This is a genomic window from Vibrio sp. CB1-14 (assembly GCF_040412085.2).
Taxonomy (GTDB): domain Bacteria; phylum Pseudomonadota; class Gammaproteobacteria; order Enterobacterales; family Vibrionaceae; genus Vibrio; species Vibrio chaetopteri.
Map to the genome: position 1 here is coordinate 1,415,047 of NZ_CP115920.1, position 17,345 is coordinate 1,432,391.

14 protein-coding genes are annotated in these 17,345 nt (G+C 47.6%); all 14 read right to left on the minus strand.

Annotated features, from left to right (window positions below):
- Nucleotides 1-70 precede the first annotated feature (70 nt).
- The 14 genes from PG915_RS06400 to PG915_RS06465 all read right to left on the minus strand — a co-directional run bounded on the left by PG915_RS06400 (nt 71) and on the right by PG915_RS06465 (nt 17,314).
- On the minus strand, nt 71-1,495 hold the full coding sequence (locus PG915_RS06400; RefSeq protein ID WP_353498363.1) for a GumC family protein: 1,425 nt from the start codon (nt 1,493-1,495) through the stop codon (nt 71-73).
- On the minus strand, nt 1,492-2,613 hold the full coding sequence (locus PG915_RS06405; protein ID WP_353498364.1) for a glycosyltransferase: 1,122 nt from the start codon (nt 2,611-2,613) through the stop codon (nt 1,492-1,494). Before PG915_RS06405 ends, PG915_RS06400 begins: the two co-directional genes overlap by 4 nt.
- Nucleotides 2,614-2,625: 12 nt before the next feature.
- A complete protein-coding gene (locus PG915_RS06410) occupies nt 2,626-3,354 on the minus strand; it encodes an acyltransferase (RefSeq protein WP_353498365.1) in 729 nt (242 codons plus the stop codon).
- Nucleotides 3,355-3,465: 111 nt separating this feature from the next.
- Complete coding sequence (locus PG915_RS06415; protein ID WP_353498366.1) at nt 3,466-4,875, minus strand: O-antigen ligase family protein; 1,410 nt, start codon at nt 4,873-4,875, stop codon at nt 3,466-3,468.
- A gap of 169 nt (nt 4,876-5,044) precedes the next feature.
- Nucleotides 5,045-6,094 carry a glycosyltransferase family 4 protein gene (locus PG915_RS06420; protein WP_353498367.1) on the minus strand — a complete coding sequence of 350 codons (1,050 nt, stop codon included), beginning with the start codon at nt 6,092-6,094 and terminating at the stop codon, nt 5,045-5,047.
- Entirely contained in the window at nt 6,084-7,595 is a 1,512-nt protein-coding gene (locus PG915_RS06425; protein WP_353498368.1) for a sigma-54-dependent transcriptional regulator, read from the minus strand. Before PG915_RS06425 ends, PG915_RS06420 begins: the two co-directional genes overlap by 11 nt.
- 130 nt (nt 7,596-7,725) lie before the next feature.
- Nucleotides 7,726-8,442, minus strand: a complete 717-nt coding sequence (locus tag PG915_RS06430; RefSeq protein WP_353498369.1) for a chromosome partitioning protein ParA — start codon at nt 8,440-8,442, stop codon at nt 7,726-7,728.
- Nucleotides 8,442-10,505 (minus strand): SLBB domain-containing protein, encoded by a 2,064-nt coding sequence (locus PG915_RS06435; protein WP_418642289.1) that lies wholly within the window; start codon nt 10,503-10,505, stop codon nt 8,442-8,444. Before PG915_RS06435 ends, PG915_RS06430 begins: the two co-directional genes overlap by 1 nt.
- Before the next feature lie 38 nt (nt 10,506-10,543).
- A complete protein-coding gene (locus PG915_RS06440) occupies nt 10,544-11,419 on the minus strand; it encodes an OmpA family protein (protein WP_353498371.1) in 876 nt (291 codons plus the stop codon).
- Nucleotides 11,420-11,465: 46 nt separating this feature from the next.
- Nucleotides 11,466-11,798: an STAS domain-containing protein gene (locus PG915_RS06445; protein ID WP_353498372.1), complete on the minus strand. Its 333-nt coding sequence runs from the start codon at nt 11,796-11,798 to the stop codon at nt 11,466-11,468.
- 289 nt (nt 11,799-12,087) lie between these two features.
- Complete coding sequence (locus PG915_RS06450) at nt 12,088-13,023, minus strand: glycosyltransferase family 2 protein (RefSeq protein WP_353498373.1); 936 nt, start codon at nt 13,021-13,023, stop codon at nt 12,088-12,090.
- 11 nt (nt 13,024-13,034) lie between these two features.
- On the minus strand, nt 13,035-14,453 hold the full coding sequence (locus PG915_RS06455) for a lipopolysaccharide biosynthesis protein (RefSeq protein ID WP_353498374.1): 1,419 nt from the start codon (nt 14,451-14,453) through the stop codon (nt 13,035-13,037).
- Entirely contained in the window at nt 14,450-15,637 is a 1,188-nt protein-coding gene (locus PG915_RS06460) for a glycosyltransferase (RefSeq protein WP_353498375.1), read from the minus strand. The genes PG915_RS06455 and PG915_RS06460 overlap by 4 nt, the downstream gene beginning before the upstream one ends.
- Nucleotides 15,638-15,646: 9 nt before the next feature.
- A complete protein-coding gene (locus PG915_RS06465) occupies nt 15,647-17,314 on the minus strand; it encodes an asparagine synthase-related protein (RefSeq protein WP_353498376.1) in 1,668 nt (555 codons plus the stop codon).
- Nucleotides 17,315-17,345: the final 31 nt, after the last annotated feature.

Genomic DNA, 17,345 nt, shown 5'->3' on the forward strand with positions numbered 1-17,345 from the left:
ATAACAGCTAAAACATAGGCTTATGGAAGGTTGCATGTCATTTCTCGAAATGACATGCAATTTAGCAAAACTAGAAACTGATTTTGGGAATAGCTGTGATGACCAACAGCTTGGCGTCTTCGAGTTGCTGGCGACGGCGAATGGTCGTATCAAATAGCTCGAGGAAGATCGCGGTGCCAATCCCAAGTGCGATCCCTGCAATAACCCCTAATATTGCGAAAACGATAGCTGGCAAATTGGTGGAGCTGCTGGGTGTGTAGGGTAAGTCAATCACTTTTACGCGTTTATTCTGCTCGAATATACCCAATGAGCCGGTAAGCTCAGCCATTTCGTAGCGCTCGACCAGTTCATCATACAGTTCGCGCTTTAGCGTGACGTCACGTTGCAGGCGCAGCAACTGCTTGGCGTTGCTACCATAGTTTTTCGCATTTTCGGTAAGCTCGGCAATCATCGACTCTAGGCTTGAGGTCTCTTGTTTCAACGACTCGTATCGTCCGCGCACCATTTGAAGGTTTTGAAGCTGGGTAATCAACAAGGGTTGAAACTCGCGGCTACTGCCGGTACCTACAGCGCTGGCAATGTCCCATAGCTGGTCGGAGTCTAATCCAGTTTGTTCACTGCTTAGCAATATAGAGCGCTCTTGCTCTAGCCTTTGCAATTCACGGATCTTGGCCTGTACGGCGCTATGAGAGGCGGTGTACTTGGCTTTGAGCAGAGTCAATTCGCTACGTATTTCAATGATTTGTTCTTCTAAACGGCCAACGATTGGATTGGTTTTTGAAAGCTGCTGATCTAGGGTTCCGAGACTTTTCTCAATACCCGCAAGCTCAGCCTGTTTCTCTGCAAGCTTTTGTTTGAGTTTAGCCAGGCGGCTTAAATTCTCACTTTGCATCTCAGGCGTGGCAGCTGAGTGCGCATTATAATACTCCGCCAATGCTTGCTCCGCCTTTTCTAAGGCTTGTTTGCGCTTCTCAATATGAATGGTTAGGAATTCGCTCGAATCGCGTATAGATGACCGCTCAGGGGCAAGCAGCTCTTCAATAAAATGCACACTAACTGACTCAAGCAAAGCTTTCATGCCATCGGGTGAAGAGGCAGAGTGCTCAATTTTGATAAAGTCTTTACCCAGCTGGTTGACCGTTAAGTTGGACGAGATATTAGCAATGATTTGATCTTGCTCGTAGGGACTCATGGTGTCGTTAATAAGATTCAAGTCGCTTGCGACCGAGAGCAACACATGACGACTGTTGAGCAGGGTTTTTAGTGCCGATAGACGTTCTTTGAGCATGGTAGATACCGCAATATCTTCAAGAAAAGGGTTCATTTTCGCAGTTTCTTGAATCAACATGCTGGTGTGGGATTTGTATTTAGGTGGCGTCATCGCGCCAATTGCATAAGCAATGATAGGCATCACTAGAATAGGGATGACAATCGCGTAACGGCGACGCCAAGCCGCCGTAAGCATTACCAATAGACGTATTTTAAGCTCGCTCATAGTGCCTCCAAATACAGCTCGAGTGTGCTTGCTCTATTGTCCCAGCTGTCGCAGTCGACTAACCCTTTGGGTAGGGAGTAACTCTCGTTGGCGATTCGATTTAGTGTAACCACCATGTCTTCGACATTGTTAACCACATTCACGTGTTCGCGGTAGCCTGTAAGAGCTGGAAAGTCGGTACTGACTACAGGCCTTCTTGCCGCTAGGTACTCTTTTAGTTTTAACGGATTGCACGCCTTGATTTGCTCATTGAGTACAAATGGCAGCAGGCTAACGGTCCAATGCTGACTGTAGCTTGGCAGCTCATGATGAGGCTTTGCTCCGAGATAAAACACGTTATCTGCTGCGGCAATAGGCAGCTTACTAAGCTCAATTTGGCCGATAAAGACGAAGTCCCACTCTGGCAAAGCAGCAATGGTTTGGTTGAGCAGTTCATAGTCGAGCCAATTTGATAGACTGCCGTAAAACCCTGCAATCGGTCTGCCTCTATTGGGTAAATCTAGCGCGCGCTGGGCTGGTTTAGAAAACTGCTCGCTATCTACGCCATGGCTGAGTAAACGGGTTTTATGGCTCGGGAACTTTGTGCATAGCTTTTCGCTGGCGGTGATCACTAAATCTGCCTGTTCGACTAGTCCGTTTTCATGTTCGAGAACGGTTTCGTGATCCACGCCGGCCAGAGCGCCAAAGTCATCACCGCAGTAATAAACAATTGAACGCTGGCCAAGGAGCGCACATACATCGGATGCGGTGGGTAGTGATGTCCAAACAATAGGATCGTTAAGCTGCAGCTCATCGATCATCGGCTTGAGTTGGTGCGCCATCGCTTTTGCTGCTAGCTTACGGCTCCAAGCCGCTCGCGGTGCTGGCAAGGTGTGAATATTAGCGATAGTCATGCTAGCGGGCTTATTTAAGCGCGTGGGCTGAAACTGGCTAGCTTTACCCTTACCAAGTACTTTGCCAAGTGCGCGTTTCATATCATTTGTCGTTAAGCGCGGCTGCCTAAGGCCAATCGAATTGACCCATAATACTTTTCTTTTGCTCGCTAAGCGCTTTATCAAATGCTGCGTACTGGAAGGTAGCGCTCCGTAATCTTCACCGAAAACAATCAGATCTCGCATTGCTCTATCCTCTTATTGGGTGATTTGTTTGACTGCTTTGGCCGGTGAGCCAGCGGCGATCACATTAGCCGGTAAATCGTGAGTTACCACGCTCCCCGCAGCGACGATAGTCCCTCTACCAATCGTCACGCCAGGCTGAACGGTGACCCCTGTTGCTAGCCATACATCTTGTTCTAAAACAATGTCACCCAGCCTATGGTCTTCATCTGGAGCTCCCAAAGCACGCTGCTCGGCATTTAAAGGGTGCCCTGAATAGCCAAACAGCTGACAACGGCCAGCAATACGCACGTTGTCTTGAATTTCCACTTTTCCTGCTACGGCAATGGACACTTGCCAGCCGATATCGACATTACTGCCAACTTTGAGGGTTGGAATGACTGATCGGTCTGGATGAGGGGTGGTGCGGCCACTCAATGTGGTGTGACCGGATACACGGCACTCATTGCCAAGCTCAATTTTTAGTGGGCCGGTCACCAAAGGAAGACCGCTGTAGAGATAGAGTGAATGACCGCAGCGAGCAAGGCGTCCTTTAAATGCTGGCGTGTAAATAAAAAGGCGAGTTATCGTATCGAAGCCGCCTTTTAACATCGTGATGAGACGGTACATGACTTTGTTGTAAACACTTGGGGTTGGGATCCCTGCTGCGCGCGCTCGTTTCAACATGGTAAACAGGCGACGCATTTTAGGATTTGGGTGGCTGCGAAGCCAAGTTTTGAAATCAAATGAAGTTGCTGTAGCCATAATCATGTTCCTTGTACTTTCCATGAACTAGCGAGATGTAGTCATTTCCAACTGTGTCCTTTGTTCAATTCAAGAACTGAGCCAATAATTTTTTGTAATAAAAACAGATGATTACTTTTGTTCTGAGTCAGAGGTTTGGCTTTTCTCAAATTGAGAAGCGATTTGTGAGACGGCTATGGTGAGTGCAGCGAGAATATAAATCGGCCATACGAACCCTTGTGTTAAGAAGGTTCCGGATACAAAAGTGCCAACAAGCCCGCTGTAAACGGCCATGGCCATTGAATGAAGGTAAGGAGGGATATTTTCACCACTATCAAGGTTTCTAAGAGTTTGCCTAGCGCACTTAATCAAACTGGTAATAAACAGTAAAAAGACCGTTAGGCCGAGAAAGCCAGACTCTGCGAGTACGCCGAACCAGGTACTGTGCACGGCGTGGTTGAGTCCATCCCAATGAGGACTATAAAAGAAGTAGTTGTAGTAGAAGTTGTCTAAGCCAACCCCGAGAAGGGGATTATCGACGGCCATTTTAAATGCCGCTTCCCAAGCATAGACGCGCCCCATAGCTGACTCGTCGATACCCGACTCGGCAGCGCCCCCTGAGGAGCGGCTTGAAATACCGGCAACAGCATAGAGTATCACCGCGCCAAAAAAGCCCAGCGAACAGAACAGCACTTTCGATTGGATAAATCGCCAACCGAACACGCCGAATACAGCGAGCGAGCCAAGCAGGCCGCCTCGACTTTGGGTGGCAAGAACTGCGAAAAATAGAACGATGGAAGTGGTGGCTGCGAGCAATCTCATCGGTATGCCGACGCCTCGGGTAGTGGCGGTGGCAACGGTAAAGGCCAATGGGAACATTAACACGAGTGCTAAATCATTCGGGTCGCCAAGCATAGAGCCAAAGCTGCGTCCGATTGTGACTCGTGAGCCTTCAACCAGACCTATACCGTTTATCGAGTTGGATAGCGCTTTACAGCCGACAATGAGCCCTGCAATAACAATGGCGAAAGAGAATCGCGACAGTTCTTTTGATGACGTGATTAGCCAAGATACCGCAAGCGTCATAATGATGATTTTTACATAGTTGCCGGTGAACATTGAGATGGCCACGCCTTTGTTTGACGCAAAAGGGATTCCTATGATCACGAGCCCCCAAAATACCAGCAACCAAAAGTAGGTGGGATGCCAATAGAGTCTTAGTTTTTGGCTAAATACTGTATGCCAGATGAGTGCGGCTAGTGCTCCAGCAGACAACATCAATGGAATCTTAAGAGGGTATAGTACTGGGAATACTTCATGAATGCGGAAAAACGAAAACACGATAAACAAAGTCACTAGCCAAAATGTTTGACTAAGTACCACCAAGATTCCAATCGGTAACAGCGCGACCACTAGGCCAATCACAGGATGTGGTGCCAACACCCACGCTGCCCCAACCAAACCACACAAAACCAAACTCAGCACAATGTGTTTGCTGTGTTTAGCATGGTCGGTTGAAGGTGTGGCGGTTGATTGAGTCATAGTTACCTAGCATTGTGTCAGTTGTTAGCTACTAACTAGGCAAATAGAGTGCCAAACATCGGAATGCACCGCAGGCCTTGTGTAGTGGGATTTCTGGAGGGAGTGGAATAAGTTCTAATTAAAGAAACAGAGTGTTTCTCATTTTGGGAATCAAATTGAGTGGTGAGATTTACGCTTTGAGCCCATACACCCCGAGCATCGTCGGTATTACTACATCGGTAGAGTAATTGAGTTCAATGGTTTGCTGGGCGTGATACTTGATTTGCGAGCGTTTTGCGTCTGAAAGTGAAAACCAAGTGTTTAGTGTGGCTCTCATATCTTCGGGAGATGAGGTAATCCAGCCATTGCTACCAGTATCAATAACACTAGGGAGCTCACCAAGCTCGAAACTTATCACTGGTATTCCTCTAGACATGGCTTCTAGTGCTGCCATCGGTAACCCTTCATAGCGAGACGTGATCAGAAGAAGGTCGACGCTTTGCCAAACCTCATTCATATTGGATTGGTGCCCGTGAAACTGCACGTTTGGCGGAGCAATCTCTTTTAATAGCGTTTCCATCGGTCCTGAACCATAGATATGAAAATCCTGGCTTGGAAAGTGTGTGGCCATTTCAATAAAGGTATCCGGACCTTTTTCTTCACTTAGCCTGCCGACAAATGCGACACTGCGCGACGCAAGTGACACAAGCGGCGCTTTGGGAACAAAGTTTTTTACTAGTATGCTTCTGTAAGGAAGCTTCGATTGAATAGTACGACTAACGCAGATACGTTGTTCGCTGAGGAAAGCACTGAATCTATCGAGAGCATCATAAAGTTTGACGCGACCTTTTGGGGTTTCTCCAGCGTGAAAGCTTGAAACAATACGAATTGAGTTGGTATAGCCAATAAGGCGAGTGACTCTCGCTAAAAGGCTGCCTTTATAACCATGCGTATGAATGACCGCTGGGCGTTGATTGTGCTGCTCAGCGCTAGAAATGGCCTCTTTCAGACGCAACAGAGGGTGAGTGTTGGGATACTCACGGCTCAGGGTCATGGTAGGAATTGAACTCTGGTTTAGCGCCGTTTCTAGCGGAGGAACTGGGTGGTATTCGTTGGAAAATACCACTTTTACCTGGTAGTTATGGGCGAGCAGTCCCTTGGCGAGCTCCAAGACATGAGTCTCTATGCCGCCAAATGAGCGGCTATCGAGCAGTAACCAAATCACCGGATTAAGAGGCACTGTCTTCGGCTTCCCATGCTTGTTTTTTACGATATACGGTGGAAGGGCTGAGTTCTAGTAACACCGCTGCATTGAGTACATTACCATCGCAGTAGTCAATGGCTTGCTGAATGGTCTCACGCTCTATTTGCCACATCGGACGAATGGTCACCCCCTGAGCGTTGCTTAGTTCTGCATTTGGCGGGGTGTTACTAACTGCGCTCTCCATTGACATAGAAGTAGAGGCCATTTCAGGAGCTGCTTCTACTATCGGGCTAGGCGCTGGGCTGGTCTGCTGTACGACAGAAAGTCGGCTATTGGGTGCGTGCGAGGCCGATGGTTTAGTTGCAGTTGAAGCCATGACTTCGGGTGGTAGATGTGATACTCCGAGAGACTTTTCATCATTAAGCACCACAATATTACGGATAATATTTTGCAGCTGACGCACGTTGCCCGGCCAAGTATAGCGTTTCAGATAGCGCTGTGCTTCCTTCGCTATGGTTTCAAACTTGCGTCCATCTTGCTTAGAATAGATACGTAGGAAATGTTCGGCTAGCGTGACGATGTCACGGTCACGCTCTCGAAGTGGCGGCATATGGATGGGAACAACGTGGACGCGATAGTAAAGATCTTCTCTAAAGCGGCCTTCTTGAACCTCTAAAAGTGGGTCACGATTGGTCGCGCAGATAATGCGGACATCTACTTTGTGCTCTTTGGTCGCTCCCAGAGGTGTGAAAGTGCCTGTTTGTAGAAAGCGCAGCAGTTTTTTCTGCATTTCTAAATCCATTTCACAAAGCTCATCCAAGAATAAAGTGCCACCGTCAGCGAGCGAGGCGGCGCCTTTACGGTCAGTTGCTGCACCAGTAAAGGCGCCTTTAACATGACCAAACACTTCGCTTTCCATCAGATCTTTGGGAATAGCACCGCAGTTGATAGCAACAAATGCCTTGTCTTTGCGGTTACTTTCATTGTGAATGGCATTGGCGCAAACCTCCTTACCTGTGCCACTTTCACCAATGATAAATACACTGGCGTTAGTGTCGGAGACCGCATCAATGATTTTATATACCCCCTGCATTGGGATACTGGCACCAATAAAATCGTGGAAGCGTTCGCGATCCATTTTTTGCTGAATATCATCCAGCATGGTTTCAAGCTCAGCTTGCTTAAGGTGGATCTGGATCGAGGTTTTGAGTCTGTCAGCGCGGATGGGTTTCTCTAGGAAATCTTTCGCGCCTTTTTGAATTAACTTCACTGCCGTGTCTACGCTACCGTGCGCGGTAACGACCACAACGGGAATGCTAATATTCTTCTCTTCAAGCCACTCCAAAATCTCGTCCCCTTGCATATCGGGTAGCTGAAGATCGAGGATGATAAGAGAAGGGATCGTACGTTCAAGTATGCGCTTTGCTTCACCGCCTGTTGCGGCATGAAGTAAGTCGAAAGGTTCATTCTTTAAGTATTGTTTGTAGAGAACGGCGAGAGAAGACGAGTCCTCTACCAAGAGTACCTTGGGTGTCATACTTACAATCCTTTGTTTGATTAGGCGCTGTTCTTTTAATGATAGTACATATTGTCAAATTGCAACAAAGTATCGTCTGTTAAGGTACTGAATAATAACAATTTGACCAGGAGTTTCTCAAAATGAGTGCTCAAATCGATTGAGATAGGAAGCGGTTATTACGAACTTTGGTTTTCATCCAGTTGGTTACACGATTGGGTAGCCAGCTCAAGCGATCGATTTCTCTACAAATCTCACTGGCAAGAGAAGGTTGATCTCGATAGTTGAGCACGGAACCCAGCAGTTGAACTGACGTGGCGTCATTTAATATTTGTGTCGCTTCAGTCACCTGATTGGTCATAGTGACGCCGCTTAGTACCACTAAATAGGTGCCGTCGCAGGCATTGGCTACGACTTGAGCCGGTATATTGTTTTGATTAACGTTGAGAATGGGGGAAGTATCAAACACGACGCGGTCATATTCTTCCAACCAACGCTCTGTTTGCTTGCGAAGCTGAATTGGGTCTTTAAACTGCAAACGTGTTTTCGGGTCGCTTGGTACACTGACACCCAAAAATACTTTGGGAGACGAGGAGTCACTGTTTTGCTCCTGAAGTAATTGACTAGAGGTATCACTGTTTTCCGAAGGTATATTAAAATCGAGTGGTACTAAACTAGGTCGAAACACATTTAAATCGACGAGCAGTGTTTTGTAGCCAGCCAGCAGATAACGTTCGGTTAGCGCTTTTGCTAGTGTTGTCGTACCTTCTCCACTATTACAAGCGGTCAGGCAAATAGAGCGGCACTGCTTTAACTCGGCATTTAGATACAGCTCTTCAATCTCAGCATGAGTGGCAGGTATCGTCATCACAGGGCTCCGATAATAGCAATTGTCGAAACGATTCGGAAAATATCGGTGAGACCTAGGCGTGCTTGCTCAGCAAAGCTGTTGCGGCGATCGGGTACATAAACGGTATCGCCAGCGCGAAGTACAGGTAGCATTCGAATGTCTGCTGTTTTACTAAACTCAACTAAATCAAATGAGCGAGCTTGCCCTTGGCAGCACGACATATTGACGATGCTGATTTTACTGACATAAGCACGCTCATCCGGCCCGCCAGCTTCGGCTAAGATATCTAAAATTGTCATGTTGTCATTAAACACATAACGGCCTGGGCTTTTCACTGCACCAAGTACTCGAACCGTTTTTTCTTTCGGTTTATCAAGCCAGTTCTTGTTTTTCTCCGGGACATAGATGGTGTCACCCGGTTTCACTAGCGGTAAAATGGACTCATCACCTGTTTCAAAGTAAGTCGACAAATTGAGCCTACTTACTTTTGCATAAGGCTTGTCGCGATGTGTCACACGAATGTTGTGAATGTCGGCGTCTTTGGTTGGTCCATCTGCAGCTGAGAGAATATCGAGGAAATGCATCTCATTGGTAAAGCGATAGCGGCCAGGCGCATTGACTTGACCAAATACGTAGATGGAGGCGTCAGAGCTTTGTCTTACCCACTGAGCTTTGTTGTCAGAAGGGTCTTGCGGAAGATCGTGTACCCTTACTACCGCGCCCGCGCCAATAAAAGGCAGCTCAGATTGTGGAGCGCCTTTTTTAATAAACTCATCGAGGTTAAACACAACGGTTTTTCCGCCGTTTGCCACTTCGATTTTAGAGGTGTCTGCTCGCCCTTTCGGACCTCCAACGTGTGCCAACAAATCCATCAGATCCATTTCATCTGACCATTCGATGCGACCGGGTCTTACTACTTCGCCAATGACATTAACAGCGCGGTCAGGTGAGATTTTTAACCATGACTTTTCATTGATATCTGTTTTCTCTGGTACAAAAATCGCATCACCAGCTTCAATAAGGGGCGCTTGAGCAGTGCTTAGACCTTCGGTGTAAGCTGTCAGATCAAAAGGTATAATTGAACCGTCAGATTTAATCACACGCATTTGACGAGATTCTGCAAAACGCGTTGGGCCGCCGGCATTGGCCAGAATATCCATAAATGTCGCGCCGGGCTTACCCTCGAACGCACCTGGTGCTGCAACTTCACCCATGACATAAACGGTGTTCGAGCCGGATTTAATTTCCTCTTCCTGCTTAGGTACAAAGATGGTTGCGCCTGGCTGCAATGGCGGGAGTAGTGAGGTGTCACCACTGTCTAAGTAGCGTTTTAAGTTGAAAAGAATAGGGGAGTTATTGCTGATAACTCGAATTTGCTCGACGCTGGCATAACGTGTGACACCGCCTGCACGCATGAGTACATCGACAAGATCGGTATTGGCTTTGTAAGAAAAAGAGCCCGGTGCGTTGACCTCACCAAACACCTTGATCGCTTGACGTGAGTCTGCACTGTCTCCAGAGTCGGCGAGCTTTGCTGCGTCAAACTCTTGCTCAACATTACCAACAAGCGGTGAAGCAGGGACAAAAAGGATATCTAAGGACTCCAGTGCGGGTAGGTCGCTGTCATCACCAGTATCAAGGAACTGTTTGTAATCAAACTCAATGCGATCTGCGCCGCGGCGGTGAATCATTTTATTGAGCTGCGCCCCGGCTCTCAGGCCGCCAGCGGCTTGCAGAGCCATTTGTACGTTTGAGTTGTAAGGGATGGTGTACTCCCCGGGCGCCTCAACATAACCCTGTACGGAAATCAGGATCTGACGCTGGGCGATGAACACTTTGACGTTGCTGGTATCGCGAAAGATCGTGCCAAGGGCATCAACTACGACAGACTCAAGCTGGGTTTCATCAAATCCGGCGACGAAGACTCGCCCGACTTCAGGAAGATTGATACGACCGCGTTTGTCGACTTGAAATGCTCGGTTAAGGCTCGACTCTCCGGGTAGATCAACTTGGATAAGGTCGCCAACTTGAACATTTTTTTCGTCGGCGAGTGCAGCAGGGCTGAGCACAACGACGATCATTGCCAATAGCAGTGTTGCTAGGGTATTGAGAAGCTTCATCATTGTGCTCCTTTGTTAGCAGCTCCATTTCCAGTACGGCTACTTTCTGTTGTGCTATAACTTTCTGTAGCGTTATAGTTATCAGCAATGACATCAACGCTTACGCGTCGGTTGGTGAGCATGACGCCCGGTGTGTTTCCTTGATACAAGGGCAGCTCTTCACCTAAAGAATGTGTATCGATTCGATTAGGCGCTAATCCAAAGATAGTAAGGTAACGTTTTACTTGTTGCGCACGTCCTTTGGCGATTCGCTCGTTGTATTCTTTAGTCCCGGTCGCATCGGCGTGGCCTGTGACCGACAGTCGAATGTTCGGATACTGTTTTAAAATGTTAGCTGCCTCTGCTAAGTGACCCATATATTTAGGGTTAACTTCAATCGAGTCATAGGCAAACTGGTTGTCGACGTTTAAAAGGTTGTATATGCGTCTTACCACCGACATTTGGTCATCAAATGCCGCTCCTTTCGCTGGTGGTGCGCAGGTTGCTTGACTTAATACGTAGTCTAGTCGTAGCTCTAGGTCGTTCAATTTTTTTCGCTGAATAACGATGTCGTTGGCGGCGTCAATCCATAGACCGCCCTCAAGCTCTCGTGCGATACGGTTTTGCTTCTCCTGAGCTTGCAATACTGCGGCAGGAAAGCACCATTGAGCGCCTTCTTGGATGAGAGAATCTAAGTGGAGTTTGGTCAGTTTCCAATCGAAGCGTAGCCCATGCTCCGGACCGAGTGGTTCATCAGGCATGACAGGTGAAAAGTCGGATCCTACATATTGTTCAGCAATGCCTCCGGTTCCATCATCAGGATAACTGGTACATGCAACCAGAAGACTTGCCAAAATACAGGTTAATGCTTGTTTAATACCCGTGTTTACTTCCATGTAGTGACCACCTATTTTGCCAACTTTTTAGTCTAATATTTTGAGGCTATAAGTACTCGTTGCTGGCGTGAGTATTGACTGGAATCGCCTGACCAATTCGAAGTAACTTTATGATTTGCAGGGGCTGTCCTGTGACATTTTCCAGACGCATTTTTCGTTCACGTTCAACGAGTCGCTTATACAAATAAACAATAGCACCGATGCCAGAAGAATCCATAAAGCGCACTTGTTCTAGGTCGATTTCCACTTCTTGGTGTCCATCATTGTGAATGATGTCATCAATTTGAGCTTGAGCCGATCGGCTGCCTCGAGCATCAAAATCGCCTAAAACTTTTACTTGAAGGGTTTGAGTGTTGGTTTCTGCTTTTAGTAGTTCCATGGTCTTGTCCTCGTCCTGAATGGCCAAATTGTTTCTACACTGATTAGATTGCATGGAGTGTGCCAATTATTTAGCTGTTTACATTCAATGGCTTAGGTGTGTTCTGGTGTGTGTTTATCAAATTGAACTCGTGATTCTCAAATTGAAAATCGAAATTGCAGGGTGAGAAGTGAGAGAAATTTAGCGGAATGCGTTAAAGAAGTGAGTTGATTACAGCCACAAGTATGTTTAGCTTGCTCTACCACTCAGGCCGTTGGCAGGGCAGGCTAAGCGGCAGAGCAAGATTCATTTAATAGATGATGGCCGTTTTCACCATAGCCTTGAAGCGGCGAACGCTAGGGTAGGTGATGAAAGTTTGCACATGTTTTGCTGTGCGATGGAAATAACCTTTGTGCTGCGAAGCATACTCACAATAGGCGTCCATCAAACGCTCATCAACAAAGCGCTTTGCTTTAGAGCACTGAGCTTGAGCAAAGCTGACGTGACGCTGAGCAATCGTCTTCATCGCCTCAATGCGTTTTGGCACATTGGAAGAGACGCTGCCTTGGCGCATCAGGTAGTGCATACGAATTTCGTTGGTAAACGACACGTCGCCAGCTTCACTGAGCTTTAACCACAGATCCCAATCACTGGCACTTGGCAATTCACAGTCAAACCCTTGTACTTGAAGGTAAGCATCACGTCGACACATGACCGAAGAAGTGCCGACAATATTCTCTTTAAAAAGCATCGCGGTTGCATGGTTTAGCATTTGATAGCCGGTAGTGGCAGATTGCGATTCAATGTGGCGTTGAAACTCGGGCCAGTATTGAAAGCACGGAATGATAAACTCGTTAGCTTCATTGATATGCTCGTAATTGGTAAAGCTGAGTACGCAATTTGGGTGCTCACTCATAAAAGCCACCTGTTCGGCGAGTTTACTGTGTGTCCACAAATCATCAGCATCTAAAAATGCTATCCACTCACCTTTGGCTTGCGCTACGCCAAGATTGCGAGCGGCGCCAGGCCCTCCACGCTCACTTAGAATGAGTGAGATATGTGGATGGGTCTTACTTAACTCAGTTAAGTACTCACGCGAACCGTCCGTGGAACCATCGTCAACGAACAGGATTTCGTAATGGGTATAAGTCTGCTGCTCAATGCTTTGTAAACACTGAGGAAGGTACGCCAAACAGTTGAAGTTTGGAATGACAATACTGACGATAGGAGTTGAATGTGAAGTCATGTTGGAATTCCTTATAAACGTTTAGCGAACGTATCAGTGCGGATTGAGTTGTCGGCTGGTTTTGCTTTAGGTCGCCAGTTCTGCATCAGCCAAAAGCTGAATAGAGCCGTTTGTACTAGCCAGCCTGCTACCAGATAGATTGGTGAGAATTGGTTGAGAGCGATAAAACCTGTTGCCCAAGCTAAGTGAGTAGCAAGTTGTATGTAGTGATGATTCAGCACCAGGCGCTTTTGGCTGGCGCGGTCAAAGAGATAGGCACGAAGCGCATAGAGCACGACAAAGGCAAACACAACGCCTTGTATTCCAAATAGCCAACTTGACAAGGTAAACACAGTGAGTGCTGCTACTGCCATAATAGTGTTGATTTTTAGAACAATTTTCGGCTGTTTATCAATGTAGCAACCTGTGGTCAAGGTATGGGAAATTTGCTTAAATGCGATGCCTAGCGCTAGCCACGGGATCCATTGTGATGCTTCGTGATAGCGTGCTGGAAACCAGTTTTCAATAATAACCGGTGCGAACAGAGCAATACTCATCGCGAACCAAATGGTGGTGTGGCAAAGGGTTTCAGCGATTTGGACTGTTTTGACTTTGCCGTTATCTTCATTAAGTATTTGAAAGCGTTTTGGAAACCACCATAGGGTTAGGGGTTCGCACAGAAAGGCAACAATAAGGGCAAATTGCATCGCGATAGCGTATTGAGCCAATGATTCTAACCCCACCGTCGCTGCTAAGATCCAGCGTTCAGCACCTGCTGCGACAAATAATAGCGATCCAGAGAAGATAAGAGGTAGCCCATAGTGCCTCATTTGCTTTGCGACGTGAGCGTCCCAGCTAAATGAAAGTGAACACCATTGTTTGACTAATAGAAGGGTTGCTAAGTACAGAGACGAGAGTAGACCGGAGAGCAACACGCCAGTCAATCCTAAACCGTAATGTAAGAAAGCAAAGGTTAAAACGGCTTGAATCATAGCTTTGCTACTTGTTAGCAAAAAGAACAAGCGAGCATTGTCGACTAATCTTAGCCATGTTAGCGGCATGTTGATGGCACTGCTGATAATGAGGGTCAACGTGACCAAAATAAAATCTGTGCTGCTGATTTGTGTCCATGTGGACAGCACAAAAAGACCAATTGGTACGGCAGCGATGAGCGCCATGACTGCGATAGTGAGCTGTTGAATCGTGGCGGTGCTGTTTAACGTGTCAAACGCGTTGCCTTTTGCCTCTCCTGCTTGCTTGTACAGCGCTTCTATCAAACCAAAACCAAGAATAATGCCACCAACGTTTAATATGGACAGCCATAGATCAAGCTGACCGTAGTCCGTGGTAGACAGCGCACCTGCAACAATCGGCAGCATGATAAACGATACGCCTTTCATCAAAACTAGCCCTGCGGCGTAGTAGAGCGACTGTTGGATAGCGCGGCTCATAGCGTGGCTCCTTGTAACTGGTAGTTGCTTTCAATAGCGGTGGCCAGTTTTTTCGCTGAGTTGCGAGCACTATAAAGTCGAGTCACACGAGTTCGCGCCTTGTCTAGTTGGCTCATTCGCTGCGAAGTGGTCAGTGAATACGTTTTGACGATGGCGGCTGCCAAACTTTGTGGGTCTTTTGGTGGTACTAAGAGTCCGGTACCTTCAACGATCATCTCTTTGCAGCCCATGAAGTTACTGCAAATCACCGGCAGTCCGAGTGCCATCGCTTCTTTTACCACGACTGGTCCTGTGTCTCTATCGCCGTCACGAGCTTCACAAAAAGGGGTGCAAAGTGCTAAGTAGTGTGCGGCGTTATCAATAATCCATTCGGAAGGACGGCTACCAAGAAAGTGTACTTGCTCAGCAATGCCCAACTGATGGGCTAGCGCGACAAGCAGGGACTTCTGTTCACCATCCCCCACAAGATCCAACATCGGACGTTCATCATCCGGAAGTAGCGACATGGCTTGAAGAAGATCAATCAGCCCTTTTTTCTCGGTTAGGCGGCCGACAAAAAGTAAACGCCCATTGTGATGTTGACGAGGATGAAATGGATAGCGGCTAAGTTCGATCCCACATTCAACCAAATGAACTGGGTGGTTAGGTGCAAGCTTTAGAAACTGGTCACACATATCTTCACAAACGCAGACTGAAAAGCTGGAAGACTCGAGCTTGAGAGCCAAATCGGTCGGGCGCGCATAAACATCGTAACCGTGACCGACAAAAGAGACCTGGCAACCTGAAAGCTGACTGGCCGCAATCGCCGTCGCTGCGGTATGCAGAGCAAAATGCGCGTGCAGGTGGTTACATTCATTGTCCAGTGCCACTCGTGCTAGCTGTCCTGCACTGCGGATCAATGACTTCTTTGGAAGGCCGTTTTGACGAAGAATGAAGGACAGTGCTTTGACGCTTCTAAGTGGGTTGCGAAGCCAAATGGCGAGTGCCGAAAAATTGCTAACGCTAGAAAGAGCAATAGCCTTATCAAGCAGCGGCCTATCAACAGGCTGACCACCATCTTGATGGATATTGAAGGCAAAGGGCTTCACCTGATATCCCAGAGCTTCCATCGCACGTATCTCTGTGCCGACGAAGGTTTCTGATAGAACAGGGAAATCACTGAGTACGTAACCTAAGGTTTTCATTGCTCTCTCCTATGCGCCAGTGATGGACTGAATAGCAGTTAGCGGCTTCGATTGCGACCAAACCGCGCTAAAGCCTAGAGTCGGTAAATGCTGCTGAACGCATTGCCATGACTGATCATCATTGATGTTGCTCAGGCAGTTCATCTGTCGCAAGCTGCGCTCGATGGTACCGCGAGACAAGTGCTTTGCTAGCTCGCTATAGTTGTACATCGGCGTGCTGTTTTTGCCCCAGTTTTCAATGCCTAGTCGGCTCGTCAATGCAGGGTAGCGGTAGCTGAGTGGTAATCCGTGGCTAAGCGGCTGATCTGTTTTGTCCCAGCGAATATTGGCAAGTTTTGGAGATAGTTTCTGTATCGCTTTTCGATGGAACCGACTCGCGAGCTTATAGCGCACTGGCAAGTGAGCAATTTGATACAGAGCATCTTTGTTGAGAAATGGATGGCTGCGAAGGTAGTGCGAATCTAACATTTGCTGGCCGCAGGCGACAAAGCGAACCACTCGATTTTGTAGATAGAAATTGTCCAAAAAACGTGCTGCCGTATCGAAATCATGGGCGTGGCGTTCAATGATTCTATTTAGGTCATTGAGCATGGTTTCTTTGTATTGTGGTGCATAGTTGAAGAACGGTGTGGCTGATTTCGAATACTCTTCTCGAATGTAACGCTTCGCTCGCTCCATCAGCGACGTGTGACCTACCATGCCTTGACCAAAGATACTGAAACCTGGAAAACCCCGGTCGTAGTAAAACGCTCTTGCCACTTCAGCACCGGTGCCGGTGAGAAGCATGCGTCCAGAGGTTTGTGCTAAAAGTGAGGAATCAAGAATCGAATGAGCATGATGGAGAGGGACTTCTCCATTTCCTAGATCCGCGACACGTTGAATGTTGCTAGGGTCAGTTGGCGTCGCGAACTCGTTTCCAGTAATCAAACGAAGCCCTGCGCACTCGGCAAGGTTTTTGGCAATTTGATGGTCACTAGAGAGAGGTGAGCCGTAGGTTAGCGTGGTTGGTTTTTTGCCAAGCGCTGTGGCTGCGGAAAGAATCAAGCGAGAGTCAAGCCCGCCACTTAATGACACCATTGGCTCACTGCCGTAGTTAAACGCTTCGCGAACGGCTTCGACAAAAGCCTCCAACGCATCGTCAAAACGGGTGATGTCGTTATCTAAAATCGGGATGTCTTGATGAGATTGGATGTTAGTGCGCTCAGAATCGATAGTGACTGTTGTACGCCCATTGAGGCAGCGGATCTCATTCCACAATGTCTGCTCATCAAACAACTGGCCGAACGCTACCAAAGTGCGTTGAGCGCTAGACGTTTTCGGTTGGTGATGTGTAAAGGTGCTCAGCGCTTGACGACTGGTATAAACCGCGGTGTTGTGTTGATGTTCGCCAATCCAAACAGGGAAGATGCCAAGACGATCTGTGCATGCTTGTACGGTTTGCTCATTGCTATCGACTACAATCCAACTTCGACCCCAATAAGACTGACTGCGGTTTAAGCTCACATCGGCGATAATATCAGCATCGCTGGCAGCGCTGGCAGGGTCACCCCAACAAATCACGGTTTTATGGCCAAGCTCCCAAATGGTCGCGCTATCCAGTTCGCCATCATTGGCCGTGTTAGTAATTTCGACTGCTTTGTTGGTCGCTTTAGGAATTGTAATTAGATAATGTGCCATAACCCTGCCTCAGAAGTTCTATTGATACCTC

Coding starts and splice junctions, on each gene's coding strand:
- PG915_RS06400 (WP_353498363.1), bottom strand. CDS start 1,495: ATGAGCGAGCTTAAAATACGTCTATTGGTAATGCTTACGGCGGCTTGG.
- PG915_RS06405 (WP_353498364.1), bottom strand. CDS start 2,613: ATGCGAGATCTGATTGTTTTCGGTGAAGATTACGGAGCGCTACCTTCC.
- PG915_RS06410 (WP_353498365.1), bottom strand. CDS start 3,354: ATGGCTACAGCAACTTCATTTGATTTCAAAACTTGGCTTCGCAGCCAC.
- PG915_RS06415 (WP_353498366.1), bottom strand. CDS start 4,875: ATGACTCAATCAACCGCCACACCTTCAACCGACCATGCTAAACACAGC.
- PG915_RS06425 (WP_353498368.1), bottom strand. CDS start 7,595: ATGACACCCAAGGTACTCTTGGTAGAGGACTCGTCTTCTCTCGCCGTT.
- PG915_RS06430 (WP_353498369.1), bottom strand. CDS start 8,442: ATGACGATACCTGCCACTCATGCTGAGATTGAAGAGCTGTATCTAAAT.
- PG915_RS06435 (WP_418642289.1), bottom strand. CDS start 10,505: ATGATCGTCGTTGTGCTCAGCCCTGCTGCACTCGCCGACGAAAAAAAT.
- PG915_RS06440 (WP_353498371.1), bottom strand. CDS start 11,419: ATGGAAGTAAACACGGGTATTAAACAAGCATTAACCTGTATTTTGGCA.
- PG915_RS06445 (WP_353498372.1), bottom strand. CDS start 11,798: ATGGAACTACTAAAAGCAGAAACCAACACTCAAACCCTTCAAGTAAAA.
- PG915_RS06450 (WP_353498373.1), bottom strand. CDS start 13,023: ATGACTTCACATTCAACTCCTATCGTCAGTATTGTCATTCCAAACTTC.
- PG915_RS06455 (WP_353498374.1), bottom strand. CDS start 14,453: ATGAGCCGCGCTATCCAACAGTCGCTCTACTACGCCGCAGGGCTAGTT.
- PG915_RS06460 (WP_353498375.1), bottom strand. CDS start 15,637: ATGAAAACCTTAGGTTACGTACTCAGTGATTTCCCTGTTCTATCAGAA.
- PG915_RS06465 (WP_353498376.1), bottom strand. CDS start 17,314: ATGGCACATTATCTAATTACAATTCCTAAAGCGACCAACAAAGCAGTC.